The organism is Muricoccus nepalensis, from assembly GCF_006438825.1.
Classification (GTDB): Bacteria; Pseudomonadota; Alphaproteobacteria; order Acetobacterales; family Acetobacteraceae; genus Roseomonas; species Roseomonas nepalensis.
Genome location: NZ_RCZP01000002.1, coordinates 444,522 through 466,877, shown reverse-complemented (window position 1 = coordinate 466,877; position 22,356 = coordinate 444,522). Strand labels below are relative to the sequence as shown.

Below are 22,356 nucleotides of genomic sequence, written 5' to 3'. Positions count from 1 at the left end.
GGCCGGGGCACGGCAAATTGCGGTGCCCCGGCGGTTGCCATACCGTGCCCGGCCGTCGCACATCGCCGCGGCGAGGCCGTGCCGGCGGGCGATCACCCCGGTGGTGCCCCGCGTGACCGGCCGGCACGCCCTTCCCGCCCGCCGCCGACCGATGGAGTGCGACGTCCTGACCACCGACCGGCCTCGCGGGACCCGCGCGCCCCCTCCCCGGGGACCGCTTCCTTGATGGCCTTTCCGCTCCGCGCCGGCGACCCGGTCCTGGTGACCGGGGGGTCGGGGTTCCTCGGCTCCTCGGTGCTCCGCGCCCTGATCGAGCGCGGGGTGCGGGCGCGCGCCCTCGTCCGCCCGGCCAGCCCGCGCGGCAACCTCGCCGGGCTGGACTGCGAGATCGTGGAGGGCGACCTGCTGGACCGCGCCTCCCTCGGCGCGGCGCTGCGCGGCGTCCGCCACCTGTTCCATGTCGCGGCGGACTACCGCCTCTGGGCGCCGGACCCGGGCGCGATCCTGCGGGTGAACGTGGACGGCACGCGCGCGCTCATGGGCGAGGCGCTGGCGGCGGGCGTGGAGCGCGTCGTCTACACGAGCAGCGTGGCGGCCCTGAAGGTCGCGGGCGCCACGGCGCCGGTGGACGAGAGCGCGCCGCTCGACCCCGGCGAGGCCATCGGCGCCTACAAGCGCAGCAAGACCCTCGCCGAGCGCGTGGTGGAGGAGATGGTGCGCCAGGAAGGGCTGCCGGCGGTCATCGTGAACCCCTCCACCCCCGTCGGCCCGCGCGACATCCGGCCGACGCCCACAGGGCGCATGATCCTCGACGCCGCGCGCGGGAAGATCCCGGCCTTCGTCGACACGGGGCTCAACATCGCCCATGTCGACGACATCGCCGCGGGGCACCTGCTTGCCTTCGAGCACGGCCGGGTCGGGGATCGCTACATCCTCGGCGGCGAGAACCTCGCGCTGCGCGACCTGCTGGCGGAGATTGCGCGCCAGACCGGGCGGCCGGCGCCGCGCATTGGCCTGCCGCGCGGCCCCCTCTATCCGCTCGCGCTCGGCGCCGAGGCGGTGGCGCGCCTGACGGGGAAGGAGCCGCTGCTGACGGTCGATGCGCTGCGCATGTCGCGCTACCGGATGTTCTTCACCTCCGCGAAGGCGGAGCGCGATCTCGGATACCGCTCGCGGCCGCCGGCCGAGGCGGTGGCCGACGCGCTCGCCTGGTTCCGGCAGGCGGGGCGCCTCTGATGGGCGCGGCGCTTCCCGCGGGGCTCGTCGCCCTTCTCGTCTGGCTCGTCCTCGTCCTCGGCCGCGGTGGCTTCTGGCTCTGCCGGGAGCGCGACGACCGCGACGAGCCGCCCGAGCCCGCGCGATGGCCCTCGGTCGTCGCGGTGGTGCCGGCGCGGGACGAGGCGGACGTGATCGCGCGCTCGGTCGGAAGCCTTCTCGCGCAGGACTATCCCGGGCCCTTCCGCGTCGTGCTGGTGGACGACGGCAGCACCGACGGCACGGCGGAGGCCGCGCGCGCGCTGCCGAGGGCGGAGCGGCTGGAGGTGCTCCCCGGCGCGGCGCTGCCGGCGGGGTGGACGGGCAAGCTCTGGGCGCTGGAGCAGGGCCTGCGCCGGGCCGGGACGCCCGATTACGTGCTGCTGACCGACGCCGACATCGGCCACGCGCCCGGCAACCTCCGCGCCCTCGTCGCGCGGGCGGAGGCGGGGCGCTGCGCACTCGTCTCGCTGATGGCGCGGCTCTCCTGCGGGAACGCGGCGGAGCGCTTCCTTATCCCCGCCTTCGTCTTCTTCTTCGCCATGCTCTACCCCTTCGCCTGGGTGGCGCGGCGGGACCGCGCGCTGGCCGCGGGGGCGGGCGGCTGCATGCTCGTGCGGCGCGAGGCGCTCGAGCGGGCGGGCGGCATCGCCTCCATCCGGCACGAGATCATCGACGACTGCGCGCTCGCCCGGCGCCTGAAGGCCGAGGGGCCGATCCGGCTGCTGCTGACCGAGCGCGCGCGGAGCCTGCGGCCCTATGGCGGGGTCGGCGAGATCGGACGGATGGTGTCGCGCTCCGCCTACGCCCAGCTCGGCTACTCACCGCTGCTGCTGGCCGGCACGGTCGCGGGGATGGCGCTCACCTACCTCGTGCCGCCCGGCCTCGCGCTGTTCGGCGGCGGCGGGGCGCAACTGGCGGGGCTGCTGGCCTGGCTGCTCATGGCCCTCGCCTTCCAGCCCATGCTGCGCTTCTACCGGGTCTCGCCGCTCTGGGGCCTGGCGCTGCCGGCGATCGGGGCGACCTACACGGTGTTCACCGTTCAATCCGCGCTGCAGGTCTGGCGCGGGCGGGGCGGCATGTGGAAGGGGCGCGCGCAGGCCATGGCGCCGGGGTCGCGCCCGTGACGGGGTTCGGGCGGCCGAAGCGCGTGCACGTCGTCGGCGCGGGGCTGGCGGGGCTCTCGGCCGCCGTCTCCCTCGCGGCGGAGGGGGTGCACGTCGTGCTGACCGACGCGGCGAAGCACGCGGGCGGGCGGTGCCGGTCCTACCACGACCCCCAGCTCGGCATGGTCATCGACAACGGGAACCACCTCGTCCTCTCGGGCAACCCGGCGGTCGCGCGCTACCTCGAGGCCATCGGGGCGACGGACCGGCTGGCGGGGCCCGACCGCGCGAGCTTCGACTTCATGGACGTGCCGAGCGGCGCGCGCTGGACGCTGCGGCCGAACGACGGCGCGCTGCCCTGGTGGGTCCTGGTGCCCGGCCGGCGGGTGCCCGGCACCGGCGCCGGCGACTACCTCGCGCTCGCCGCGCTGCTGCGCCGGAACCCGGGGCGGCGGATCGACGAGGTGATGAGCTGCCGCGGCCCGCTCTGGGACCGGCTGCTGCGGCCCCTTCTCGTCTCGATCCTCAACACCGCGCCGGAGGAGGGCTCGGCCGACCTCGCGGGGGCGGTGCTGCGGGAGAGCCTGGCCAAGGGGGGGCTCGCCAGCCGGCCGCGGATCGCCTCGCCGACGCTGGACGCCGCCTTCGTGGAGCCGGCGCTGGCCCGGCTGCGCGCGGCGGGCGCCGAGATCCGCCTCGGGCGCCGGCTGCGCTCCCTCGCGCTCGGGGAGGAGCGGGTCACGATGCTCGCCTTCGCGGACGGGCCGGTGCCGCTCGGCCCGGAGGACGCCGTGGTCCTCGCCGTTCCGCCCTGGGCCGCCGGGGAGCTGCTGCCCGGCCTGGTCGTGCCCGACGACTTCCGGCCCATCGTGAACGCGCATTTCGCGGCCGTGCCGCCGCCGGGCGCCTCGCCGATGGTGGGCCTGATCGGCGGGACGGCCGAATGGGTCTTCGCCTTCCCCGACCGACTCTCCGTCACGGTCTCCGCGGCCGACCACCTGATGGAGGCGGAGGACCTGCCCGCGCGGCTCTGGGCGGACGTGGCGGCGGTGCACGGCCTCGGCGCCGCCGTCCCGCCCCACCGCGTCGTCAAGGAGCGCCGGGCGACCTTCGCGGCCACGCCCGCTCAGGACGCCCGCCGCCCCCAGGCCTGGACCGGCTGGGCGAACCTCACCCTGGCCGGGGATTGGACGAACACTGGCCTTCCCGCCACAATCGAGGGTGCCCTGCGTTCCGGGGAGGTCGCGGCGGCGGTCGCCCTCTCCCCAAGGGGCGTGAATCCTGAGATTGTCGCGGCATGAATGATGCCCCGGGCGAGCTGCTCGCCAGGAACGACGAAGTGTGGCTCGAGGGGATCGAGGCCGGGATCGCCCGTGCGGCCGACGCGCTGCGCGCCGTGCAGCGCGAGGACGGCCACTGGGTCTTCGAGCTGGAGGCCGACGCCACCATCCCCGCGGAGTACATCCTCCTCCGCCAGCACCTGGGCGAGCCGGAGGACCCGGAGCTCGAGCGCAAGATCGGCGCCTATCTCCGCCGCATCCAGGGCGAGCACGGCGGCTGGCCGCTGTTCCACGGCGGCGCCTTCGACCTCAGCGCGTCGGTGAAGGCCTATTTCTGCCTCAAGATGATCGGCGACGACCCGGACGCGCCGCACATGGCCCGCGCCCGCGCCGCCATCCTGGCCCATGGCGGGGCCGGGCGCGCGAACGTCTTCACGCGCATCCTTCTCTGTCTCTACGGGGAGCTCTCCTGGAAGCGGGTGCCGACCATTCCGGTGGAGATGATCCTCCTGCCGCGCTGGTTCCCCGTGCACATCTCCCGCATGTCTTACTGGGCGCGGACCGTGCTCGTGCCGCTGCTCGTGCTGCAGGCGATGCGGGTGCGGGCGCGCAACCCGCGGGGCGTGCGGATCCAGGAGCTGTTCGTGCGGGCGCGTCTGCGACGGCGAAGGGGGCGCACGCACCAGCAGCGCGGCTGGGCGATGCTGTTCCAGGCCGTCGACCGCGTGCTGACGGAGACCAACCCGGTCTGGCCGCGGCCGCTCCGCCAGAAGGCGATCGCGCGCTGCGTGCAGTTCGTGACGGAGCGCCTGAACGGCGAGGACGGGCTGGGCGCGATCTACCCGGCCATGGCGAACGCCGTGATGATGTACGACGCGCTCGGCTACCCGCCGGACCATCCGGACCGCGCCATCGCCCGCCGGTCCATCGAGAAGCTTCTCGTGATCCGGGAGGACGAGGCCTATTGCCAGCCCTGCGTCTCCCCGGTCTGGGACACGGCGCTGGTGGCGCACACGCTGCTGGAGGTGGGCGGCGAGGCCGCGGAGGCGGTGCCGCGCGCGCTCGACTGGTTGCGTCCGCTACAGGAATTGGAAGTGCGCGGCGACTGGGCGGAGCAGCGCCCGCATGTCCGCCCGGGCGGCTGGGCCTTCCAGTACCGCAATGCGCACTACCCCGACCTCGACGACACCGCGGTGGTCGTCATGGCGATGGACCGCGCGCGGACGCAGCTCGCGCTCGGCGAGGCGCATGACGAGGCGATCGCGCGCGGCGCCGAGTGGACCGAGGGCCTGCAGAGCAGCAACGGCGGCTGGGGCGCCTTCGACGCCGACAACGTCCACGGCTACCTCAACAACATCCCCTTCGCCGACCACGGCGCGCTGCTGGACCCGCCGACCGCCGACGTGAGCGCGCGCTGCATCGGCATGATGGCGCAGCTCGGCGAGACGCCGGACAACCCGCGGATGCGCGCGGCCATCGACTACCTCGAGCGCGAGCAGGAGGAGGACGGGAGCTGGTTCGGCCGCTGGGGCGTGAACTACATCTACGGCACTTGGTCCGCGATGATCGCGCTCAACGCCGCCGGCTTCGACGCGACGCGGCCGAGCATGCGGCGGGGCGCGGACTGGCTGATCGGCATCCAGAACCCCGACGGCGGCTGGGGCGAGGACTGCGAGAGCTACAACCTCGACTACCGCGGCTACGAGCCCTTCCCCTCCACGGCGTCCCAGACGGCCTGGGCGCTGCTGGCCCTGATGGCCGCGGGCGAGGTGGACCACCCGGCCGTCGCGCGGGGCATCGCCTGGCTGCGCGACGCGCAGGACGAGACGGGGCTGTGGCAGCAGGAGGCCTACACGGGCGGCGGCTTCCCGCGCGTCTTCTACCTTCGCTACCACGGCTACCCGAAGTTCTTCCCGCTCTGGGCCATGGCGCGCTACCGCAACCTGCGGCGCGGCAACGCGCGGCGGGTGTTCCATGGGATGTGAGCGGCGCGACGGGAACGCCCCCTTTCCCCCGGTCCCTTGACCCTTCTCGTCGTGACCGGGCTGCAGCGCGAGCGCCGCATCCTCGCGGCGCCAGGGCTCGAGGTGGTCGCGGGCGGGGGTGACGGCGCGCGGCTCGAGGCCGAGCTGGACCGGCGGGCGGCGGGTGCGCGCGGCCTCATCAGCCTGGGCATCGCGGGCGCCCTGGCGCCGGGGCTGCGGCCGGGCGACTGGGTGGTCGCGACCGCGGTGCTGGAGGGAACGTTGAGGAGCGAGGCCGATCCAGCCTGGGCGGCGCGGCTGCTGGCGGGCCTGCCGGGCGCCGTCTCCGGCGCGGTGCTGGGCGTGGACGCGATGGTCGCCGAGGCCCGGGAGAAGGCGGCGCGGCACCGGGAGAGCGGGGCGCTGGCCGTCGACATGGAATCCCACGTCGCCGCGCGCGTCGCCCGGCGCCACGGCATTCCCCTGGCAGTCGCCCGCGTGGTGTCCGACGCCGCGCACCGTGACCTTCCGCCGGCCGCCCGGCTGGGCATGCGGCCGGACGGGGGCATGGACCTGCCCGCCGTGCTGCGGGCGCTGCTGGCCGACCCGCGCCAGCTTCCCGCCCTGGTCAGGACGGGGCTGGAGGCGGAGCGGGCCTTCCGCGCGCTACTCCGCGGCCACCGACGGCTCGGGCCGGGACTTGCCGGGCCGGGGACGGGAGCGGATCTCGGCCAGCTTCCGCTCGACATGGCCTGAGAAGACGTACTCGGCGGGGCGCTGGTTGGCGAGCGAGATGTCCTCGGCCATGGGCCCATCCGTGCGGACGCCGCGCATGGAGACGGCGAGCGCCTTCAGCGGGTTGCGGACCATGTCCTTCACGGCCGAGGCCTCGAAGCCCGAGTGGACCATGCAGTCGGCGCACTTCTCGTAGTTGCCGACGCCGTACTTGTCCCACTCGGTGTCGTCCATCAGCTCCTTGAAGGTCTTCGCGTAGCCCTCGCCGAGGAGGTAGCAGGGCTTCTGCCAGCCGAAGACCGTGCGCGTCGGGTTGCCCCAAGGCGTGCAGCTATAGGCCTCGTTGCCCGCGAGGAAGTTGAGGAAAAGGACGGACTGGCTGAAGGCCCACTTCTTGCCGCCGTTGCCGCGCGAGAGGATGCCGCGGAACAGCTCCTTCGTCTTCGTGCGGTTGAGGAAGTGCTGCTGGTCGGGCGCGCGCTCGTAGGCGTAGCCCGGCGAGATGGTCATGCCGTCGAGGCCGAGCGCCTTCATGTCGTCGAGGAAGAGGGCGACCTGGGCAGGGTCGGCGTCGTTGAACAGGGTGCAGTTGATGCTGACGTGGAAGCCGCGGGACTTCGCGAGCTTGATGGCCTCCACCGCCTTGTCGTAGACGCCGCCCTGGCAGACGGACTTGTCGTGCATCGCCTGGTTGCCGTCGAGGTGGATGGACCAGGTGAAGCCCGGGTGCGGCTTGTAGTCGTCGATCTTCTTCGTCAGCAGCAGCGCGTTGGTGCAGAGGATGACGTACTTCTTGCGGGCCAGGAAGCCGCGGACGATCTCCGGCATCTCCCGGTGTAGCAGCGGCTCGCCGCCCGCGATGGAGACCACGGGGGCGCCGCACTCGTCGATCGCCTCCATGCACTGCTCGACCGAGAGGCGCTGGTTGAGGATCTCGTTGGGGTAGTCGATCTTGCCGCAGCCGGCGCAGGCGAGGTTGCAGCGGAACAGCGGCTCCAGCATCAGTACCAGCGGGTAGCGCTTGCGGCCGCTGAGGTGCTGCTTGACGAGGTAGGTGCCGATCCGGGCGGCCTGGGCGAGGGGAATTCCCAAGACTGCGCTCCTCTTGCTGGAAGAATGGGGTCGCCGGTTAGATGACGGCTACTGCGCGGCCTGAACGGCCGGAGCGAGGGACGGTTCCCTCAGCTCGACGGGCAACCTGAACTCCACATCCTCCGTGATTCCCGCCATTTGGGCAATCTCCGCGGCCCCGTGCCGGCGCAGGGCAGCGATGACGTCAAGGACCAGCTCCTCCGGCGCGGAGGCCCCGGCGGTGAGGCCGACCGTCCGCACGCCCGCGAGCCAGGCGGGGTCTAGCTCCCCCCCGTTGCCGATCAGGTGGCTCGGCCGGCCCATCTCCTCGCCGATCTCGCGGAGCCGCGTGGAGTTGGAGCTGTTCCGGCTACCGACCACCAGCAGCAGGTCCACCTCGGCGCAGAGCTCCCGCACGGCGGCCTGGCGGTGCTGGGTGGCGTAGCAGATGTCGGAGACGTCCGGCCCCTCGATGTCGGGGAAGCGGGACCGGAGCGCCGCGATGATCCCGCGCGTGTCGTCCACCGAGAGCGTCGTCTGCGTGAGGTAGGCGAGCGGCGCGTCGGCGGGCAGGTCCAGCCGCGCGACGTCCTCGGCGCTCGCGACGAGGTGGACGGGCGCGCCCACCTGGCCGACCGTGCCCTCCACCTCCGCGTGGCCGGCATGGCCGATGAGGATGAGCGTCCGGCCACGCGCCGCGTAGCGCCGGCCGTGCTGATGCACCTTGGCGACCAGGGGGCAGGTGGCGTCCAGCACCGGCAGGCCGCGCGCGGCGGCCTCGGCCTCCACCGCGCGGGAGACGCCGTGGGCGCTGAAGATGGTGACCGCGCCGTCGGGGATCTCGGACAGCTCCTCGACGAAGACGGCGCCCTGGGCCTTCAGGCTCTCGACCACGTGGCGGTTGTGGACGATCTCGTGGCGGACGTAGACGGGGGCGCCGAACTTCCGGATCGAGCGCTCGACGATCTCGATCGCCCGGATGACGCCCGCGCAGAAGCCGCGAGGCTGGGCCAGAAGAACCCGCATGCAGGGCCACCCTCCGTCGATGCGCCCCGGGAATCAGGGCGGCGCAAAGGCTAGACCGGGGCGCGGGAACTTTCCTACCGGGTTTGCGACCCACGAAATGGGGAGCGGCTTCATTACCGTCGGGTTGCGCTTTCCGGGCACAGTGCCATTAATCCCGGGACATCGACCCGGGCCGACCCCCGGGCCGCGCCGGGCCCGCCGCCCACCAGATCGGGATTGCCGCATGTCCTCCATCCTGTCGACCGGCAGCGCATCGCCGGGCCGCGCCGAGCCCCTCCCCTTCGACCGCATCCCGCTGGACAACGAGAGCGTGGCGACGGCGGACCACGAGGCACGGCACTGGACCTTCGAGAAGCCCGGCCCCATTCGGGTCGGCAGCCGCGACCACATGGTCATGTTCGCGCGGATGCTGATCGAGACGCACAACCCCTACAAGCCGCGCGTGCTGGACTGGCCGAAGCTGGACGCCGAGGCGCATGCCCGGCTGACGGGGCTGCCGATCTGGGACATCGCCGTGCAGACCGAGGGCCGCGCCTCGCTCCGCGTGCTCGACTACGCCGCCACCATCACCGACCCGCTGCTGAACGAGGCGATGGTGATGGACGGCAACGAGGAGGCCCGGCACAAGAAGGTGCTCTCCAACCTCGTCGAGGCCTATGGCGTGGTGCTGGAGCCGGAGCCGGAATACACGGGCTTCCGCGACGTCGAGTGGGGCTGGATGCGCACCGGCTACAGCGAGTGCATCGACAGCTTCTTCGCCTTCGGCCTCTTCGAGGCCGCGCGCCGCTCCGGCTACTTCCCGCCCGACCTCGTGGACACCTTCGAGCCGGTGATCCAGGAGGAGGCGCGCCACATCCTCTTCTTCGCGAACTGGGCGGCCTGGGCGCGGGCGCAGCAGCCCTGGTGGCGCAAGCCCTACTTCCTGGCCAAGACCGCCGCCGTCTGGGCCGTGCTGATCTGGGACCGGCTGGTGCTGGCGCGCGACATGGGCAGCGCGTCGAAGGACACGAACTTCACGGCGACCTCCGGCTCCATCGGCGTGACGCTGAGCGCGGCGGAGATGATCGACATCTGCCTCGCCGAGGACAAGCGGCGCATGGCCGGCTACGACCCGCGCCTGCTGCGGCCGACGACGGTTCCCTTCTTCATCCGCCTCGCCCGCCGCTTCATGGGCAAGCCGAAGCCCGCGGCGGCCTGAGGTGAGCGCCAACACCGTCATCCATCGGATCGTCCGCCCCGCCGTGCGGGTGGTGGCGCCGAGCGGCGTGACGCCGAACCAGATCACCACGCTCCGCGTCCTCACGGGCATCGCCGCGGCTGTCGCCTTCGCGGGGAACGGGCCCTGGCCCGCGATCGGGGGAGGGATTTTCCTTCTCTCGATGCTGCTTGACCGCGCGGACGGGGAGCTGGCGCGCCAGACGGGCCAGTCGAGCGCGGCGGGGCACCGCTACGACCTGTTCAGCGACTGCTTCTCGAACATCATCGCCTTCATCGGCCTCGGGCTCGGCGCCGGCGCGCAGCCCGGGATGCTCGGGCCGCTGCTCGGCCTCGTCGCGGGGGCGGGGATCGGGGCGCTCTTCTGGCAGCTCCACGTCCTCCGCATCGGGACGCTTCGCGGCTACGAGCCGGCGCCGGGGATCATCATCGACCCCGACGACCTCCTCGCGCTCGTGCCGGTGCTCGTCTGGATCGGGGCGACGGCGCCGATGCTGGTGGCGGCTGCCGTCATCACGCCGATCGCGGCGATCTGGCTCGGCCTCACCGGTACGCGGCACGCGCGGGCGGGGCAGCGGCCCTGATCAGGCGGCCTCGAGCACCCTGAGCGAGCCCTCCACCGCCTCCAGCAGGCGCGCGAAGTCGCGGCGGTCGAGCGCGCCGATGCAGCCGATGCGGAAGGTCTCCGCCTGGGTCAGCTTGCCGGGGTAGATGAGGAAGCCCCGCGCGGCCAGCGCGTCGTAGAGGGCGCGGAAGGCGAGGCCACGCGCCGGGGGAAGGTGGAAGGTCGCGATGATCGGCGCCTGCACCCGCTCGTCGAGGAAGAGCGCGAAGCCGAGCCGCTGCATGCCCGCCAGCAGCGTGTCGAAGTTGTCGCGGTAGCGGGCGTGGCGCGCCTCGGGGCCGCCCTCGGCCTCCAGCAGGCGCAGCGCCTCCACCAGCGCGGCGACGACCTGCACCGGGGGCGTGAAGCGCCACTGCCCGTCCGCCTCGAAGCCGCGCCACTGCGCATGGAGGTCGAGGCTGAGCGAGGGGCTGGCCCCTCTCGCGCGCTCCAGCGCCGCGGGCTCCACCAGCGCGAAGCCGAGGCCGGGCACGCCCTCCAGGCACTTGTTGGAGGAGGCGAGCACCGCCGTGACAGGCGTTGCGGAGAGGTCGAGCGGCAGGGCGCCGAAGCTGCTCATGGCATCGAGCAGCAGGGCGCGGCCGGCCTCCGCCACGGCCGCGGCGACGGCCTCGAGCGGGTTCAGGATGCCGGTCGTGGTCTCGCAGTGGACGAGGGCGACATGGGTGATGGCGGGATCCGCCCGCAGCGCCGCCGCGACGCGCGCGGGCTCCACCGACCGGTCCTCCGCCCAGCGCAGCGCCTCGACGGCGCGGCCCAGGCGGCGGGCGATCGTGACCATCCTCTCGCCATAGGCGCCGTTGACGAGCACCAGCAGCTTGTCGCCGGGCGCCACGAGGGTCGCGATGGCGGCCTCGACGATGAAGGTGCCGGAGCCCTGGAGCGGGACCGCCGCGTGCGTCCCCTCCCCCTTCGCGACGCGCAGCAGCCGGTCGCGCAACTCCGCGGTGAGGGCGATGAAGGCCGGGTCGCGGGAGCCCCAGTCGCGCAGCATGGCGCGGCGGGTCTCGATCGCCGTCGTCAGCGGGCCGGGCGTCAGAAGGATGGGGCCGTCGGTCATGGGTGTCCTCTCGCCTCGCTCGCGGCCATGGTGGCACGGTCGGCGGCGACGCCCCAGCGCCAGGCGATCACGCCGGGCACGCCGAGGATGACGTCGCGCAGCCGCCGCACAAGGACGAGCGCGATGGCCTGCTCCGCCGGGATGCCGAACATCGCGCCGATGAGCACGTAGCCGCCCTCCTGCAGGCCGAGCGCGCCCGGGATAAAGAAGCCGGCGCTGCGCACGGCCTGGCCCAGGCTCTCGATCACCAGCGCCTCCGCGAGGCCGGCCTCCGCGCCGACCGCGTGCAGCGCGGCCCAGGTCTCCAGCACGCCGATGAGCCAGGAGGCGAGGTGCCAGCCGCCGCTGCGCCATAGGCGGCCCGGCTGGCGGTAGAGCGCCACGACGGCGTCGTTCAACCCGGAGAGCTCCCCGAGCGAGGTCCAGCCCACGCGGGCGGCAAGGCCCGGCAGCAGGCGCTCGATCACGCGGAAGAGGCCCCAGCGGTGGGCTGCCATGAAGGCGCCCGTGATGCCCGCGCCGAGGGCGGTGCCGACCACGGCCCAGAGGGCCGTCGAGCCGCCGCCCGCGTGGGGGATCGTCATCAGCACCGCGAGGCCGAGCAGCGAGAAGAGGATCTGCGACGCCATCTCGGTGCCGAGATCGGTCGCGACGCTCGCGATCACCCGCACCTTCGCGACGCCGGCGCGGAACAGCAGCTGCGCCCGCACGAGCTCGCCCACCGCCTGCACCACGGGCAGGATGGCGTTGGCCGCGACCCGGATCCAGCGGAGCCGCGCAAGGCCGAGCAGCCCGGGCCGGCGCGGGTCGTCGATCAGGGGCGCCCAGCCGGCGGCGGAGGCGAAGATCTGCGCGACGTTCAGCGCCACGACGAGCGCCATCCACCACCCCGTCTCCAGCAGGAGGCGGAGGATCTGCGCGGGATCGTTCATCGCGATCAGCACGCCGGCGAGCGCGAGGCCCACCAGCAGCCCGAGGGCGCCCGAGAGGATCACACGGGGGAGGCCAGGAAGGCCTGGAACCGTCGCGCGACCTCGGCCGGGCCGACCGTGGGACGGCCGAGCTTCGCCATGGAGCCGGGCGCGATCCGGAGGTGGATCATCGAGGGGCCTTGCTCCGCGAGGGCCGCGCGGAAGGCGGCCTCGAAGCCGTCCAGGCTCTCGCAGGAGAAGGCCTGCCGGTAGCCGCAGGCGAGCGCGATGGCGGCGAAGTCGACGGACGCCGAGACGGTGGCCTGGCCGCCCGTGGAATCGTGCACGCCGTTGTCGAGGAGGACGTGGACGAGGTTGGCCGGGGCGTGGGCGCCGATGGTGGCGAAGGTGCCGAGCTTCATCAGCGCCGCGCCGTCCCCGTCGAGCACCACGACCGGCCGCGGGTTGTTCAGCGCGACGCCGAGCGCCATGCCGCTGGCCGCCCCCATGGAGCCGACCTGGTAGAGGTGCTGCGGGCGGTCCGCGAGGGTGAAGAGCTCGCGCCCGCACTTGCCCGTCGTCGCGATGACCGCCGCGGCCTCCGGCGCGAGCGAGAGGAAGCGTTCCAGCACGGCGGCGCGCACGGGGCGCGGCCCCTCTCCCGGGAAGCTCTCGCGCCGGCCGGGCGGCGGCAGCGCGCGCGGTGGCTGGTCGAGCGGGGTGTCGGCCACGTCGTCCTTGCGGACCACGAAGGCGTAGGGAAGGCCGGTCGCCTTCATGCGCCCGGCGGCATGCGCCAGCGCCGGGGCCAGCGCCTGCGTGCCCGCCGGAAAGGGCGCCTGCTCCAGCCCCATCAGCGCGATCAGGTCCTGGGTGATGCGGCCCATGACCTCGTGCTGCGGCTCGTCGGGGATGCCGGGCTCGCCGCGCCAGGTCGTCAGGAACAGGGTGGGGATGCGGAACGGCGCGTTGAGCGAGGTGAGCGGGTTCACCGCGTTGCCGAGGCCGGAGTTCTGGCACATCACCACCGTGCGCCGCCCGGCGAGCCAGGCGCCCGACGCGATGGCCACCGCTTCCCCCTCGCTCGCCGCACCGACATAGTCGAGCGACGGCGTGGAGAGGACGCCGTTGATCAGCGGCGTGAGGAAGCTGCAGGGCACGCCCGTGTAGAAGTCGAAGCCGGCGCGCCCGGCCTCGGCGATGAAGTCGTCCGCGGTGATCATCAGGTGAAGTTTCGCGCCTCGGCGAGGTCGGTCAGGGTGTCCACGTCCAGCCAGTGGCCGGTGAAGTACTTCACGCGCACGGGGTGCTTGGCCGCGAGGCGCGTGAGCAGCGCCGGCAGGTCGGCGCCCTCCAGCAGGCCCTCGGCCTCCAGCGCCGCGATCTCCTCCCGCAGCCACTCGGCGCCGCGCGCGCTGAAGCGGGCGAGACCCATCCACTCGCCGCAGATCTCATCCGGCGCGATGTCCTGCGCGATGCGCCGCAGGGTGGCCGGGCTGTCGTCGAGGTAGTCGCCGGAGAAGCGGCGGTCGGCGACGACGAGGTCGCGCTGGCCGGGGCGGGACTGGGTGGCGCCGAGCGTGTCCACGGCCACGACCACGTCCGCGCGGCTGGTCAGCAGGCTGTCGAGGATGTAGCGGCGGAAGAGCACGTCGCCGTAGGCCACCACCGTCTCGCCGCGGATCGCGTCGCGCGCGCTGGCCAGCGACCAGGCCTCGCCGGTGGAGGCGTGGCGGTCGTTATCGACCATCCGCACGCCCTGGAGCGCGACGGCCTCCTTGTGCGCGCCGCGCACCACCGACACGTTGCGCACGCCGCTCTCGCGCAGGGTGCCGACGAGGCGCGCGAGCAGCGACTGGCCGCGGATATCCGCCATGCATTTCGGCTGCCCGGCGGCCAGGCCCGCCAGCTCCCCGCCCGAGGCCGCGAGCACGACGGCCGACACCGCGGGGCGGGCGGGCAGGTAGCGGCGCTCGGCCTCTTCGAGCTCCGCATTGCCGACGATGCGGAAGATGTCCTTCACCGTCGCGACGCTGCCCTCGACGCGCACCAGCGACTGGTCCTCGTGGATGCGCGCCGCCGTCTCCCGCATGGCGGCGATGGAGGAGCGCATCAGGTGGTTGGCCCAGATGATGGTGGAGATGCCGGCCTGGCGGAACAGGTCCGTCGGCGTCGCGTAGTACATCGTCGGCACGATGACGACGGGCGCGCGGTTGGCCCAGCGCTCGGTGAACTCGAAGATCTCGGCGGCGTCGGACTTCTTGGAATGAATGAGGATCGCGTCGGCGCCGGCGCGGTGATAGGCCTCGGCGCGGCGCAGCGCCTCCTCCATGCCCTGGCCCGAGATCAGCGCCTCGACGCGCGCGACGAGGACGAAGTCGTCATCGGTCTGGCTGTCCTTGCCGGCCTTGATGCGGCCGCAGAACTCGTCGACATCGGCCAGCGGCTGCGCCTCGCCGATGAAGGAGTTCGTCTTCGGGAAGAGCTTGTCCTCGATGCAGACGCCGGCGATGCCGCGCTCGCAGAGCTTGCGCACGAAGCGGCGGACGTTGTTGAAGTTGCCGTGGCCGGTGTCGCCGTCGACGAGGATCGGCAGGGTGGTCGCGTCCGCCATGTACTCGAGCACGTCGAGCACCTGCGTCCAGGACGCCTCGTTGCTGTCGCGCAGGCCGAGGGCGGCGGAGGTCGTCAGCCCCGAGGCCCAGACGCCGCGGAAGCCCGCCTCCTGCACGAGCTTGGCGGAGATGCCGTCATGCGCCTCCATCAGGAAGGAGAGCGAGGGCGAGAAGATCTCCTGGCGCAGCGCCGCGAAGCGCGTGGCGGGGGTGGCCGCGCGGGCGGTGGGCGTGGTGGTCGGCGTGGCTTCGCTCAAGGCGCTTCTCCGCTCGGGCGGACCGTTGCAGGCCGTTCATCCCCGGGCGCGCCGCGGCCGAACTTGCCAGGTCCATGGCTGTCATCCTACCTTCACAACACCTATCGGCCAATATTGGGAAGCCCGGATTGAACGATTCCACGCGTCCGGCCTCGGCGATCATTCTCGCGGCAGGGATCGGTCGGCGGCTCGGCGAGGCGCAGGACGGGCCGAAGATCCTTCTCTCGTTCGGTGGCCGGAGCCTTCTCGCCCGCCATCTCGACGCCCTGGCGCGCCACGGGATCGAGGAGATCAGCATCACCGTCGGCTATCGGCGCGAGCGGATCGAGGAGGAGGTCGCGCGCCTCGGCTGGTCCGATCGCGTCGGCTTCGTGACGAACGAACGGTACCGTGAGGGAAGCCTCGTGTCGCTCCATGCCCAGGCGGAGAGCCTGCGCACCGGCGGGCCCGTGCTGCTGATGGATGGCGACGTTCTTTACGACCACCGTATGATCGGGATCCTTCTCGCCGCGCCCGGCGAGAACATCCTTCTGCTGGACCGGGAGATCGAGCCCGGCGACGAGCCCGTGAAGATCTGCTTCCAGGGCGAACGGATCGTGGATTTCCGCAAGCGGCCGGAGCACGCGCACGACCGGCACGGGGAGTCCGTCGGCTTCTTCCGTTTCTCCGCCGACACGGCCGCGGCGCTGGCGGCGCGCTGCGTCGCCTACGTGGAGGCCGGGCGCACGGAGGTCGAGTACGAGGAGGCGATCCGCGACCTGATCCTGGCCGAGCCCTCCCGCTTCCGCGCCGCGGACGTGACGGCCCTGCCCTGGGTCGAGATCGACTTCCCCGACGACGTCAGCCGCGCCCGCGACGAGATCCTGCCGCAGCTGGTGGCCGCTTGATCCCGTCCCCTCCCTTCCTGCCACCCCATCCCTGTCGGCCGTGACGCGCGGAAGGCCCGAGGAAGTTTTCATGTCGTTGCCTGTTGGACGCGTGCCGACGCCGTTGCTGGACCGGGTGAGGGTTCCGGCGGACCTGCGGAACTTCTCGGCGGAGCAGTTGCGGCAGCTGGCGGACGAGTTGCGCCTCGAGACGGTGGACGCGGTCTCGACGACGGGGGGTCACCTGGGGGCGAGCCTCGGGGTGGTGGAGCTGACGGTGGCCTTGCACGCCATCTTCGACACGCCGAGCGACCGGCTGATCTGGGACGTCGGGCACCAGGCCTACCCGCACAAGATCCTCACCGGGCGGCGCGACCGCATCCGCACGCTCCGCCAGGGCGGCGGGCTGTCCGGCTTCACGCGGCGCGCCGAGAGCGAGTACGACCCCTTCGGCGCCGCGCACTCGTCCACCTCGATCTCGGCCGGGCTCGGCATGGCGGTCGCGCGCGACCTGCTGGCGGCCCAGGGGGGCGGGGGCGCCGGGGGCGGCGCGGGGGCGGTCGCCTCGCTGCCGGCGGCGCGGGTGGCCGACCGGTCCAGCCAGGCGGTGATCGCGGTGATCGGCGACGGCGCCATGTCGGCGGGCATGGCCTACGAGGCGATGAACAACGCGGGCGTGCTGAAGTCGCGCCTCATCGTCGTGCTGAACGACAACGACATGTCGATCGCCCGCCCCGTGGGCGCCATGTCGGCCTACCTGTCGCGCCTCATCTCGTCGCGGCCCTTCCTGTCCATCCGCGAGGTCATGGCCCGCCTTGCCCGGCGCTTCCCGCGCCCGATCGCCGAGGCCGCCCGGCGCGCCGACGAGTACGCCCGCGGCATGCTCACCGGCGGCACGCTCTTCGAGGAGATGGGCTTCTACTACGTCGGCCCCGTCGACGGGCACGACCTCGACCACCTGCTGCCGGTGCTGCGCAACCTGCGCGACGCCGAGGAGAGCGGGCCCATCCTGCTCCATGTCGTGACCCAGAAGGGCAAAGGCTACCAGCCCGCCGAGGCGGCGGCCGACAAGTACCACGGCGTCGTCAAGTTCAACGTCGTCACGGGCGAGCAGGCCAAGGCGCCGCCCGGGCCGCCCTCCTACACGAAGGTCTTCGCCAACGCGCTCATCGCCGAGGCCGAGGCCGACCCGCGCATCGTCGCCGTCACCGCCGCCATGCCCGGCGGCACGGGGCTGGATGCCTTCGAGAAGCGCTTCCCGCGCCGCAGCTTCGACGTCGGCATCGCCGAGCAGCACGCCGTCACCTTTGCCGCCGGCATGGCCTGCGAGGGGCTGCGGCCCTTCGTGGCCATCTACTCGACCTTCCTCCAGCGCGCCTACGACCAGGTGGTGCACGACGTCGCGCTGCAGAACCTGCCCGTGCGCTTCGCCATGGACCGGGCGGGGCTGGTGGGCGCGGACGGGGCGACGCATGCCGGGGCCTACGACGTCGCCTATCTCGGCTGCATCCCGAACATGACGCTGATGGCCGCCGCCGACGAGGTGGAGCTCACCCACATGGTGGCGACGGCCGCCGCCCACGACAGCGGGCCGATCGCGCTCCGCTACCCCCGCGGCGAGGGCACCGGCCTCGAGATCCCCGCCCGCGGCACGGTGCTGCCGATCGGCAAGGGGCGCGTGCTCCGCCAGGGCACCACCATCGCCCTCCTCTCCTACGGCACCCGCCTGGCCGAGGCGCTGCGCGCCGCCGACGAACTCGCGGCCCAGGGCCTCTCCTGCACCGTCGCCGACGCTCGCTTCGCCAAGCCGCTCGACACCGAGCTCCTCGAGCGCCTCGCCCGCACCCACGCCGTCCTGCTCACCGTCGAGGAGGGCTCGGTCGGCGGCTTCGGGTCCCTCGTCGCCCACCACCTCGCCCACGCCGGGCTCCTCGACGGCGGGCTCCGCTTCCGCCCGCTCACCCTGCCCGACGCCTACATCGACCACGACACGCCCAAAAAGCAGTACGACCTCGCCGGCCTCAACTCACCCCAGATCGTACAAGCCGCCCGAGACGCCCTCCAGCACAACACCACCGCACAACCCGTCCGGGCTTAGAGGGGCGGCTTCGCAAAGGGGGCGGCGCGTGGTCATGTGCGCCGCACCATTCCGCAGGGCGTTCCCTTGTCGACCGAGACATCGCTGATCGGCCGCTTCGTCGCGGCCAGCGCACGCCATCCCTGGGCGGTGCTCTTCCTGTCGCTGGCCGTCGCCCTGGCCGCGCTGCTCCACACCACCCGGCACTTCGCCATGACCACGGACACGGCGGAGCTGATCGCGACGGACCTGCCCTGGCGGCAGCGGGAGCTGGCCTTCGCGGCCGCCTTCCCGCAGCAGCGGGACCTGATCCTGGCCGTGGTCGACGGCGCGACGCCGGAGCTGGCCGATGCCGGCGCGGCCCGCCTGGCCGCGGCGCTGCAGGCGCGGCCGGCGCTGTTCCGCACCGTCCGGCGCCCGGATGCCGGCCCCTTCTTTGAGCGCGAGGGGCTGCTCCTCCTGCCCCTCGACGAGGTGCGCTCCACCACGGAGCAGCTCGTCCGCGCCCAGCCCTTCCTCGGCCCGCTGGCGGCCGATCCGAGCCTGCGGGGCGTGCTGACGGTGCTCGACACCGCGCTCGAGGGCGTCGCGCGCGGCGAGGCGGCGCTGGCGGACATCGAGCCGGCCCTCTCCGCGCTGGCCGCGGCGGTGGAGGACGCGGCGGCGGGCCGGCCGCACTTCTTCTCCTGGCGCGGACTCATCGCGGGGGGCAAGCCCGGCCTGCGGGAGACCCGCCGCTTCCTCCTCGTCCAGCCCGTGCTGGACTACGGCGCCCTGCAGCCCGGCGCGGCCGCGACCGACGCGATCCGGGCCACCGCCCTCTCCCTCGGCCTCGCGCCCGACCGCGGCGTCACGCTCCGCCTGACCGGCCCGGTGCCGCTGGCAGACGAGGAGTTCGCGACGCTGTCGGAGAACGCGGGCCTTGTGTCCGGCATTATGCTGCTGGCCCTCGTCGGCATCCTCTGGCTGGCCGTGCGCTCCGCGCGCGTGACGGCCGCGATCCTCCTCGCGACCGTGCTCGGCCTCGTGGTCACGGCGGGGCTGGGGCTGCTCGCGACGGGGCGGTTCAACCTCATCTCGGTCGCCTTCATCCCGCTCTTCGTGGGCTTGGGCATCGACTTCAACATCCAGTTCGCCGTCCGCGTCCTTGCGGAGCGACAGCACGGAAGGAGCCTGCCGGACGCCCTGGCAGCGGCGGGGCGCGGCGTCGGGGGCGGCCTGGCCCTGGCGGCGGCGGCCATTGCGGCGGGCCTCTTCGCCTTCCTGCCCACGAGCTACATCGGGGTGGCGGAGCTGGGCGCCATCGCCGGCATCGGGATGGGGGTCGCCTTCCTGCTTAGCGTCAGCCTCCTGCCGGCGCTTCTCGTCCTGGCGCATCCGGGCGCGGGCGGCATGGCGGAGCTGGGGTATCACGGCCTGGCGCCGGTCGAGCGCCTTCTCCAGCGCCGCCGCGCCGCCGTGCTGGCCCTGGCCGCGGCGGCCGCGGCCGCCTCGCTCGCCCTGCTTCCCTTCCTCCGCTTCGACTTCGACCCGCTCCACCTGCGCAGCCCGTCGGTGGAGTCCATGTCCACCCTGGCGGACCTGATGGCCGACCCGGACCGCACGCCGAACACGATCAGCGCCCTCGCCCCCTCCCTGGAGGCCGCCGAGGCCCTGGCGCGCCGGCTGGACACTCTGCCGGAGGTGTCCCACACGGTGACCCTCGGCAGCTTCATCCCCGCGGACCAAGCGGAGAAGCTTGCCTATATAGAGGACGCGGCGATGCTCCTCGGCCCCGCGCTGGAGGGGGTGGAGCCGCTTCCGCCGCCGACCGACGCCGATCTCCGGCACGGGCTGGGCCGCACCGCCGCCGGCCTGCGCCGCGCGGCGGGAGAGGCGCCGGATCCCGCCCCAGCGGCCGCGCGCCGCCTTGCGGACGCGCTCGACCGCCTCGCCGCCGCGCCGGCGGCGAACCGGCAGGCCGCCCAGGCGATGCTGGCGGAGCCGCTGGGCACCCTCCTTGCCCAGACGCGCGCCCTGCTTGCGGCGGGGCCGGTCACGCGGGAAAGCCTGCCGACGGACCTCGTGGCGGACTGGGTGACGGCGGACGGCAGGGCCCGCGTCCAGGCCTTCCCGCGGGGCGACGCGAACGACGAGGGCAACCTCCGCCGCTTCGCCGAGGCCGTCCAGGCCGTGGCGCCGGACGCGACGGGCACGCCGATCTCGATCCGGGGCGCGGGGGGCAGCATCGTCACCGCCTTCATCCAGGCGGGGGTGCTCTCCTTCCTCGCGGTCACGCTCCTGCTGGCGGCCGTGCTCCGCCGGGCGCGGGACGTGGCTCTGACCATGGCGCCGGTGCTGCTGAGCGGGCTGCTGACGCTTGCCACCTGCACCGCGCTCGACCTGCCGCTGAACTTCGCCAACATCATCGCGCTCCCGCTGCTCTTCGGGATCGGCGTGGCCTTCAACATCTACTTCGTGATCGCCTGGCGGTCGGGGGAGGCGCACCTGCTGCAGTCGAGCCTCACCCGCGCGGTCGTGTTCAGCGCGCTGACGACGGCGACGGCCTTCGGGGCGCTCTGGCTCTCCAGCCATCCCGGCACGGCCAGCATGGGGCGGCTGCTGATGATCTCGCTTGGCTGGGAGCTTCTCGTTACCCTGCTGGTGCGCCCGGCGCTGCTCGCGCGGCCGCCGTCCAGCTGAGGCGCCACGGCCCTCTCACAGGCTCGTGCACGCGCGGCGGCTGTGCGGGCGCGCGGGGAATCCTATGGTTCGGGAATGATCCAGCGAATCCTGCTCTCCCTCGCCCTCGCCTCCTCCCTCGCGGCCTGCGCCGGCCGCGGGGCGGACATGGAGGCCGGGACCCCGGGCGATCCGCTGGAGGCGACCAACCGGCAGGTGCTGGACGTCAACCTGGCCGTGGACGACGCGGTGATCAAGCCGGTGGCCCAGGGCTACCGGGCGGCCGTGCCGGCCTATGCCCGCACCCGCATCCGGAACGTGCTCGACAACATGCAGGAGCCGCGGATCTTCGCGAACAACGTCCTGCAGGGCCGCTTCCTGGACGCCGGGCACACGACCTTGCGTTTCGTCTTCAACTCCACTCTGGGGGTCGCCGGCCTCTACGACGTGGCCACCGACTTCGGCATAGCCCGCCGCACGGGCGACTTCGGGCAGACCCTGAACGCCTGGGGGCTGGAGGATGGGCCCTACCTGATGCTGCCGATCGCCGGCCCCTCGAACGTGCGGGACACGGTGGGGCTGGTGGGCGACGGCTTCCTGAACCCGATCAGCTGGCTGCTCCCCTTCGGCGGCAACGCCGCCCGGGCCGGGGTGGGCGGCGTCGACCTGCGGGAGCAGAACATCGAGAGCCTGGACGCGCTCCGGGGGGAGTCCCTCGACTTCTACTCCCGCCTGCGCAGCGTCTGGCAGCAGCGCCGGAACGCCGAACTCGGCCGCACCGGGGACACGGGCGACCGGCTGGACGTGCTGGAGGACCCCGGCGCCGCGCCCACCCGGGTGCCCGCGGCCGCCCGCTGAGCGGGGCTCAGGCCCGCAGGAGCTCGGCCGTGCGCCGCCGCAGCTCCGCCGCCAGCCGCTCCGCCCCGCCTTCCCGGAGGAGCACCGTGAACTCGGACCGGCGCGAGGCGAGCTCGCTGATGGTGCCGGTGAGGTAGACGTCCACGATCCGCCATCCTCCCTGGCCCTGGCGCAGCAGGTAGCTGAGCTGCACGGGGGCGTCGTTCACGCGGTTGAGCAGGGTGCGGACCAGACGGTCCCCGTTCGCCAGGGTGGACTCGCCGGTGGTGGTGAAGCTCTCGCCGGAGAAGCCGTCGAACCGGCTCGCGTAGGTCGCGACCGACCAGTCGGAGAAGGCCCGGACAAGGGCCAGTTGCTGGTCGGGCGCGATCCCGGACCAGGCGGGGCCGACCGCGATGCGGGTCATGGCCGGCAGGTCGAAGGCCGACTGCATGACCGGGCCGAGCCGCTCCAGCCGCCCGCGAAGGCCCAGACGGCGCGCGTCCCGCATCACGCCGAGGAGGGCGGCGTGGAGCGTCTCGACCACCGCGGCCGGGGTGGCGGCGGGCTGGGCGCGGAGGGGACGAGGGGCGAGGACCGGGAGGGAGAGGGCCGCCAGCAGCAGGAGCCGCCGGGCGGGCCGGGCGGAGGGGGGACGGTCGGGGAGGCTTTGCATGCGCCGAGACTATGATGGCGCCGGCGCGGTATTCCAACGGGGGCCCATTTCCGGGACCGGCGGCGTCCCAATATGCGGACGGCACGACGCTCGCGGCGGGCCCCGGATTTTTCCGATTCC

At 73.4% G+C, this 22,356-nt stretch carries 18 protein-coding genes; 11 read left to right on the top strand and 7 right to left on the bottom strand.

The features are described 5' to 3' along the window. The first annotated feature begins 225 nt into the window (after nucleotides 1–225). Genes hpnA through EAH89_RS04420 form a run of 5 tightly spaced genes read left to right on the top strand, consistent with a single transcriptional unit; the run spans nucleotide 226 to nucleotide 6,360 of the window. Complete coding sequence (gene hpnA, locus EAH89_RS04440) at nucleotides 226–1,236, top strand: hopanoid-associated sugar epimerase (protein ID WP_140881539.1); 1,011 nt, start codon at nucleotides 226–228, stop codon at nucleotides 1,234–1,236. After that, nucleotides 1,236–2,381, top strand: coding sequence for a glycosyltransferase (locus EAH89_RS04435; RefSeq protein ID WP_140881538.1), 1,146 nt, complete (start codon nucleotides 1,236–1,238; stop codon nucleotides 2,379–2,381). Before hpnA ends, EAH89_RS04435 begins: the two co-directional genes overlap by 1 nt. Continuing rightward, the gene (hpnE, locus tag EAH89_RS04430; protein ID WP_140881537.1) at nucleotides 2,378–3,661 is read left to right on the top strand and encodes a hydroxysqualene dehydroxylase HpnE; all 1,284 of its coding nucleotides are present in this window, start codon (nucleotides 2,378–2,380) and stop codon (nucleotides 3,659–3,661) included. Before EAH89_RS04435 ends, hpnE begins: the two co-directional genes overlap by 4 nt. Beyond that, nucleotides 3,658–5,625: a squalene--hopene cyclase gene (gene shc, locus EAH89_RS04425; protein ID WP_140881536.1), complete on the top strand. Its 1,968-nt coding sequence runs from the start codon at nucleotides 3,658–3,660 to the stop codon at nucleotides 5,623–5,625. The genes hpnE and shc overlap by 4 nt, the downstream gene beginning before the upstream one ends. Before the next feature lie 36 nt (nucleotides 5,626–5,661). Then, nucleotides 5,662–6,360: a phosphorylase family protein gene (locus EAH89_RS04420; RefSeq protein ID WP_140881535.1), complete on the top strand. Its 699-nt coding sequence runs from the start codon at nucleotides 5,662–5,664 to the stop codon at nucleotides 6,358–6,360. Here EAH89_RS04420 and hpnH read toward each other — a convergent pair. Together hpnH and ispH are read right to left on the bottom strand one after the other, a co-directional pair. Then, complete coding sequence (hpnH, locus tag EAH89_RS04415) at nucleotides 6,271–7,431, bottom strand: adenosyl-hopene transferase HpnH (protein WP_140881534.1); 1,161 nt, start codon at nucleotides 7,429–7,431, stop codon at nucleotides 6,271–6,273. The genes EAH89_RS04420 and hpnH overlap by 90 nt on opposite strands. A 48-nt stretch (nucleotides 7,432–7,479) precedes the next feature. Then, nucleotides 7,480–8,436, bottom strand: a complete 957-nt coding sequence (gene ispH, locus EAH89_RS04410) for a 4-hydroxy-3-methylbut-2-enyl diphosphate reductase (RefSeq protein WP_140881533.1) — start codon at nucleotides 8,434–8,436, stop codon at nucleotides 7,480–7,482. Nucleotides 8,437–8,659: 223 nt separating this feature from the next. On the opposite strand from ispH, the gene EAH89_RS04405 reads away from it, so the two are divergent. Both EAH89_RS04405 and EAH89_RS04400 read left to right on the top strand, forming a co-directional pair. After that, nucleotides 8,660–9,634, top strand: coding sequence for a ferritin-like domain-containing protein (locus EAH89_RS04405; protein WP_206667446.1), 975 nt, complete (start codon nucleotides 8,660–8,662; stop codon nucleotides 9,632–9,634). Nucleotide 9,635: 1 nt separating this feature from the next. Beyond that, nucleotides 9,636–10,235: a CDP-alcohol phosphatidyltransferase family protein gene (locus tag EAH89_RS04400; RefSeq protein WP_140881532.1), complete on the top strand. Its 600-nt coding sequence runs from the start codon at nucleotides 9,636–9,638 to the stop codon at nucleotides 10,233–10,235. Here the strand turns inward: EAH89_RS04400 and EAH89_RS04395 are convergent, their stop codons facing one another. The 4 genes from EAH89_RS04395 to aepX are packed head-to-tail and all read right to left on the bottom strand — an operon-like array spanning nucleotide 10,236 to nucleotide 15,119. Continuing rightward, entirely contained in the window at nucleotides 10,236–11,336 is a 1,101-nt protein-coding gene (locus EAH89_RS04395; protein ID WP_140881531.1) for a 2-aminoethylphosphonate--pyruvate transaminase, read from the bottom strand. Then, entirely contained in the window at nucleotides 11,333–12,331 is a 999-nt protein-coding gene (locus tag EAH89_RS04390) for a lysylphosphatidylglycerol synthase domain-containing protein (protein ID WP_140881530.1), read from the bottom strand. The genes EAH89_RS04395 and EAH89_RS04390 overlap by 4 nt, the downstream gene beginning before the upstream one ends. Beyond that, nucleotides 12,328–13,470: a phosphonopyruvate decarboxylase gene (gene aepY, locus EAH89_RS04385; protein ID WP_140881529.1), complete on the bottom strand. Its 1,143-nt coding sequence runs from the start codon at nucleotides 13,468–13,470 to the stop codon at nucleotides 12,328–12,330. Before aepY ends, EAH89_RS04390 begins: the two co-directional genes overlap by 4 nt. Further along, nucleotides 13,470–15,119, bottom strand: a complete 1,650-nt coding sequence (gene aepX, locus EAH89_RS04380; RefSeq protein ID WP_241666854.1) for a phosphoenolpyruvate mutase — start codon at nucleotides 15,117–15,119, stop codon at nucleotides 13,470–13,472. The genes aepY and aepX overlap by 1 nt, the downstream gene beginning before the upstream one ends. A gap of 128 nt (nucleotides 15,120–15,247) precedes the next feature. Here aepX and EAH89_RS04375 point away from each other — a divergent pair, with 128 nt between their 5' ends. The 4 genes from EAH89_RS04375 (at nucleotide 15,248) to EAH89_RS04360 (ending at nucleotide 21,581) form a co-directional block, all read left to right on the top strand. Continuing rightward, a complete protein-coding gene (locus EAH89_RS04375) occupies nucleotides 15,248–16,006 on the top strand; it encodes a phosphocholine cytidylyltransferase family protein (protein WP_241666853.1) in 759 nt (252 codons plus the stop codon). A 70-nt stretch (nucleotides 16,007–16,076) separates the two neighbouring features. Further along, a complete protein-coding gene (gene dxs / locus EAH89_RS04370; protein ID WP_194152299.1) occupies nucleotides 16,077–18,083 on the top strand; it encodes a 1-deoxy-D-xylulose-5-phosphate synthase in 2,007 nt (668 codons plus the stop codon). A 66-nt stretch (nucleotides 18,084–18,149) separates the two neighbouring features. After that, nucleotides 18,150–20,744 (top strand): MMPL family transporter, encoded by a 2,595-nt coding sequence (locus tag EAH89_RS04365; protein ID WP_140881527.1) that lies wholly within the window; start codon nucleotides 18,150–18,152, stop codon nucleotides 20,742–20,744. A 75-nt stretch (nucleotides 20,745–20,819) separates the two neighbouring features. Continuing rightward, on the top strand, nucleotides 20,820–21,581 hold the full coding sequence (locus EAH89_RS04360) for an MlaA family lipoprotein (RefSeq protein ID WP_140881526.1): 762 nt from the start codon (nucleotides 20,820–20,822) through the stop codon (nucleotides 21,579–21,581). A gap of 7 nt (nucleotides 21,582–21,588) precedes the next feature. Here the strand turns inward: EAH89_RS04360 and EAH89_RS04355 are convergent, their stop codons facing one another. After that, complete coding sequence (locus EAH89_RS04355) at nucleotides 21,589–22,236, bottom strand: ABC transporter substrate-binding protein (protein WP_140881525.1); 648 nt, start codon at nucleotides 22,234–22,236, stop codon at nucleotides 21,589–21,591. Nucleotides 22,237–22,356 lie beyond the last annotated feature (120 nt).

Coding starts and splice junctions, on each gene's coding strand:
- EAH89_RS04360 (WP_140881526.1), top strand. CDS start 20,820: ATGATCCAGCGAATCCTGCTCTCCCTCGCCCTCGCCTCCTCCCTCGCG.
- shc (WP_140881536.1), top strand. CDS start 3,658: ATGAATGATGCCCCGGGCGAGCTGCTCGCCAGGAACGACGAAGTGTGG.
- EAH89_RS04395 (WP_140881531.1), bottom strand. CDS start 11,336: ATGACCGACGGCCCCATCCTTCTGACGCCCGGCCCGCTGACGACGGCG.
- EAH89_RS04405 (WP_206667446.1), top strand. CDS start 8,660: ATGTCCTCCATCCTGTCGACCGGCAGCGCATCGCCGGGCCGCGCCGAG.
- EAH89_RS04435 (WP_140881538.1), top strand. CDS start 1,236: ATGGGCGCGGCGCTTCCCGCGGGGCTCGTCGCCCTTCTCGTCTGGCTC.
- ispH (WP_140881533.1), bottom strand. CDS start 8,436: ATGCGGGTTCTTCTGGCCCAGCCTCGCGGCTTCTGCGCGGGCGTCATC.
- aepY (WP_140881529.1), bottom strand. CDS start 13,470: ATGATCACCGCGGACGACTTCATCGCCGAGGCCGGGCGCGCCGGCTTC.
- dxs (WP_194152299.1), top strand. CDS start 16,077: ATGTCGTTGCCTGTTGGACGCGTGCCGACGCCGTTGCTGGACCGGGTG.
- EAH89_RS04355 (WP_140881525.1), bottom strand. CDS start 22,236: ATGCAAAGCCTCCCCGACCGTCCCCCCTCCGCCCGGCCCGCCCGGCGG.
- hpnA (WP_140881539.1), top strand. CDS start 226: ATGGCCTTTCCGCTCCGCGCCGGCGACCCGGTCCTGGTGACCGGGGGG.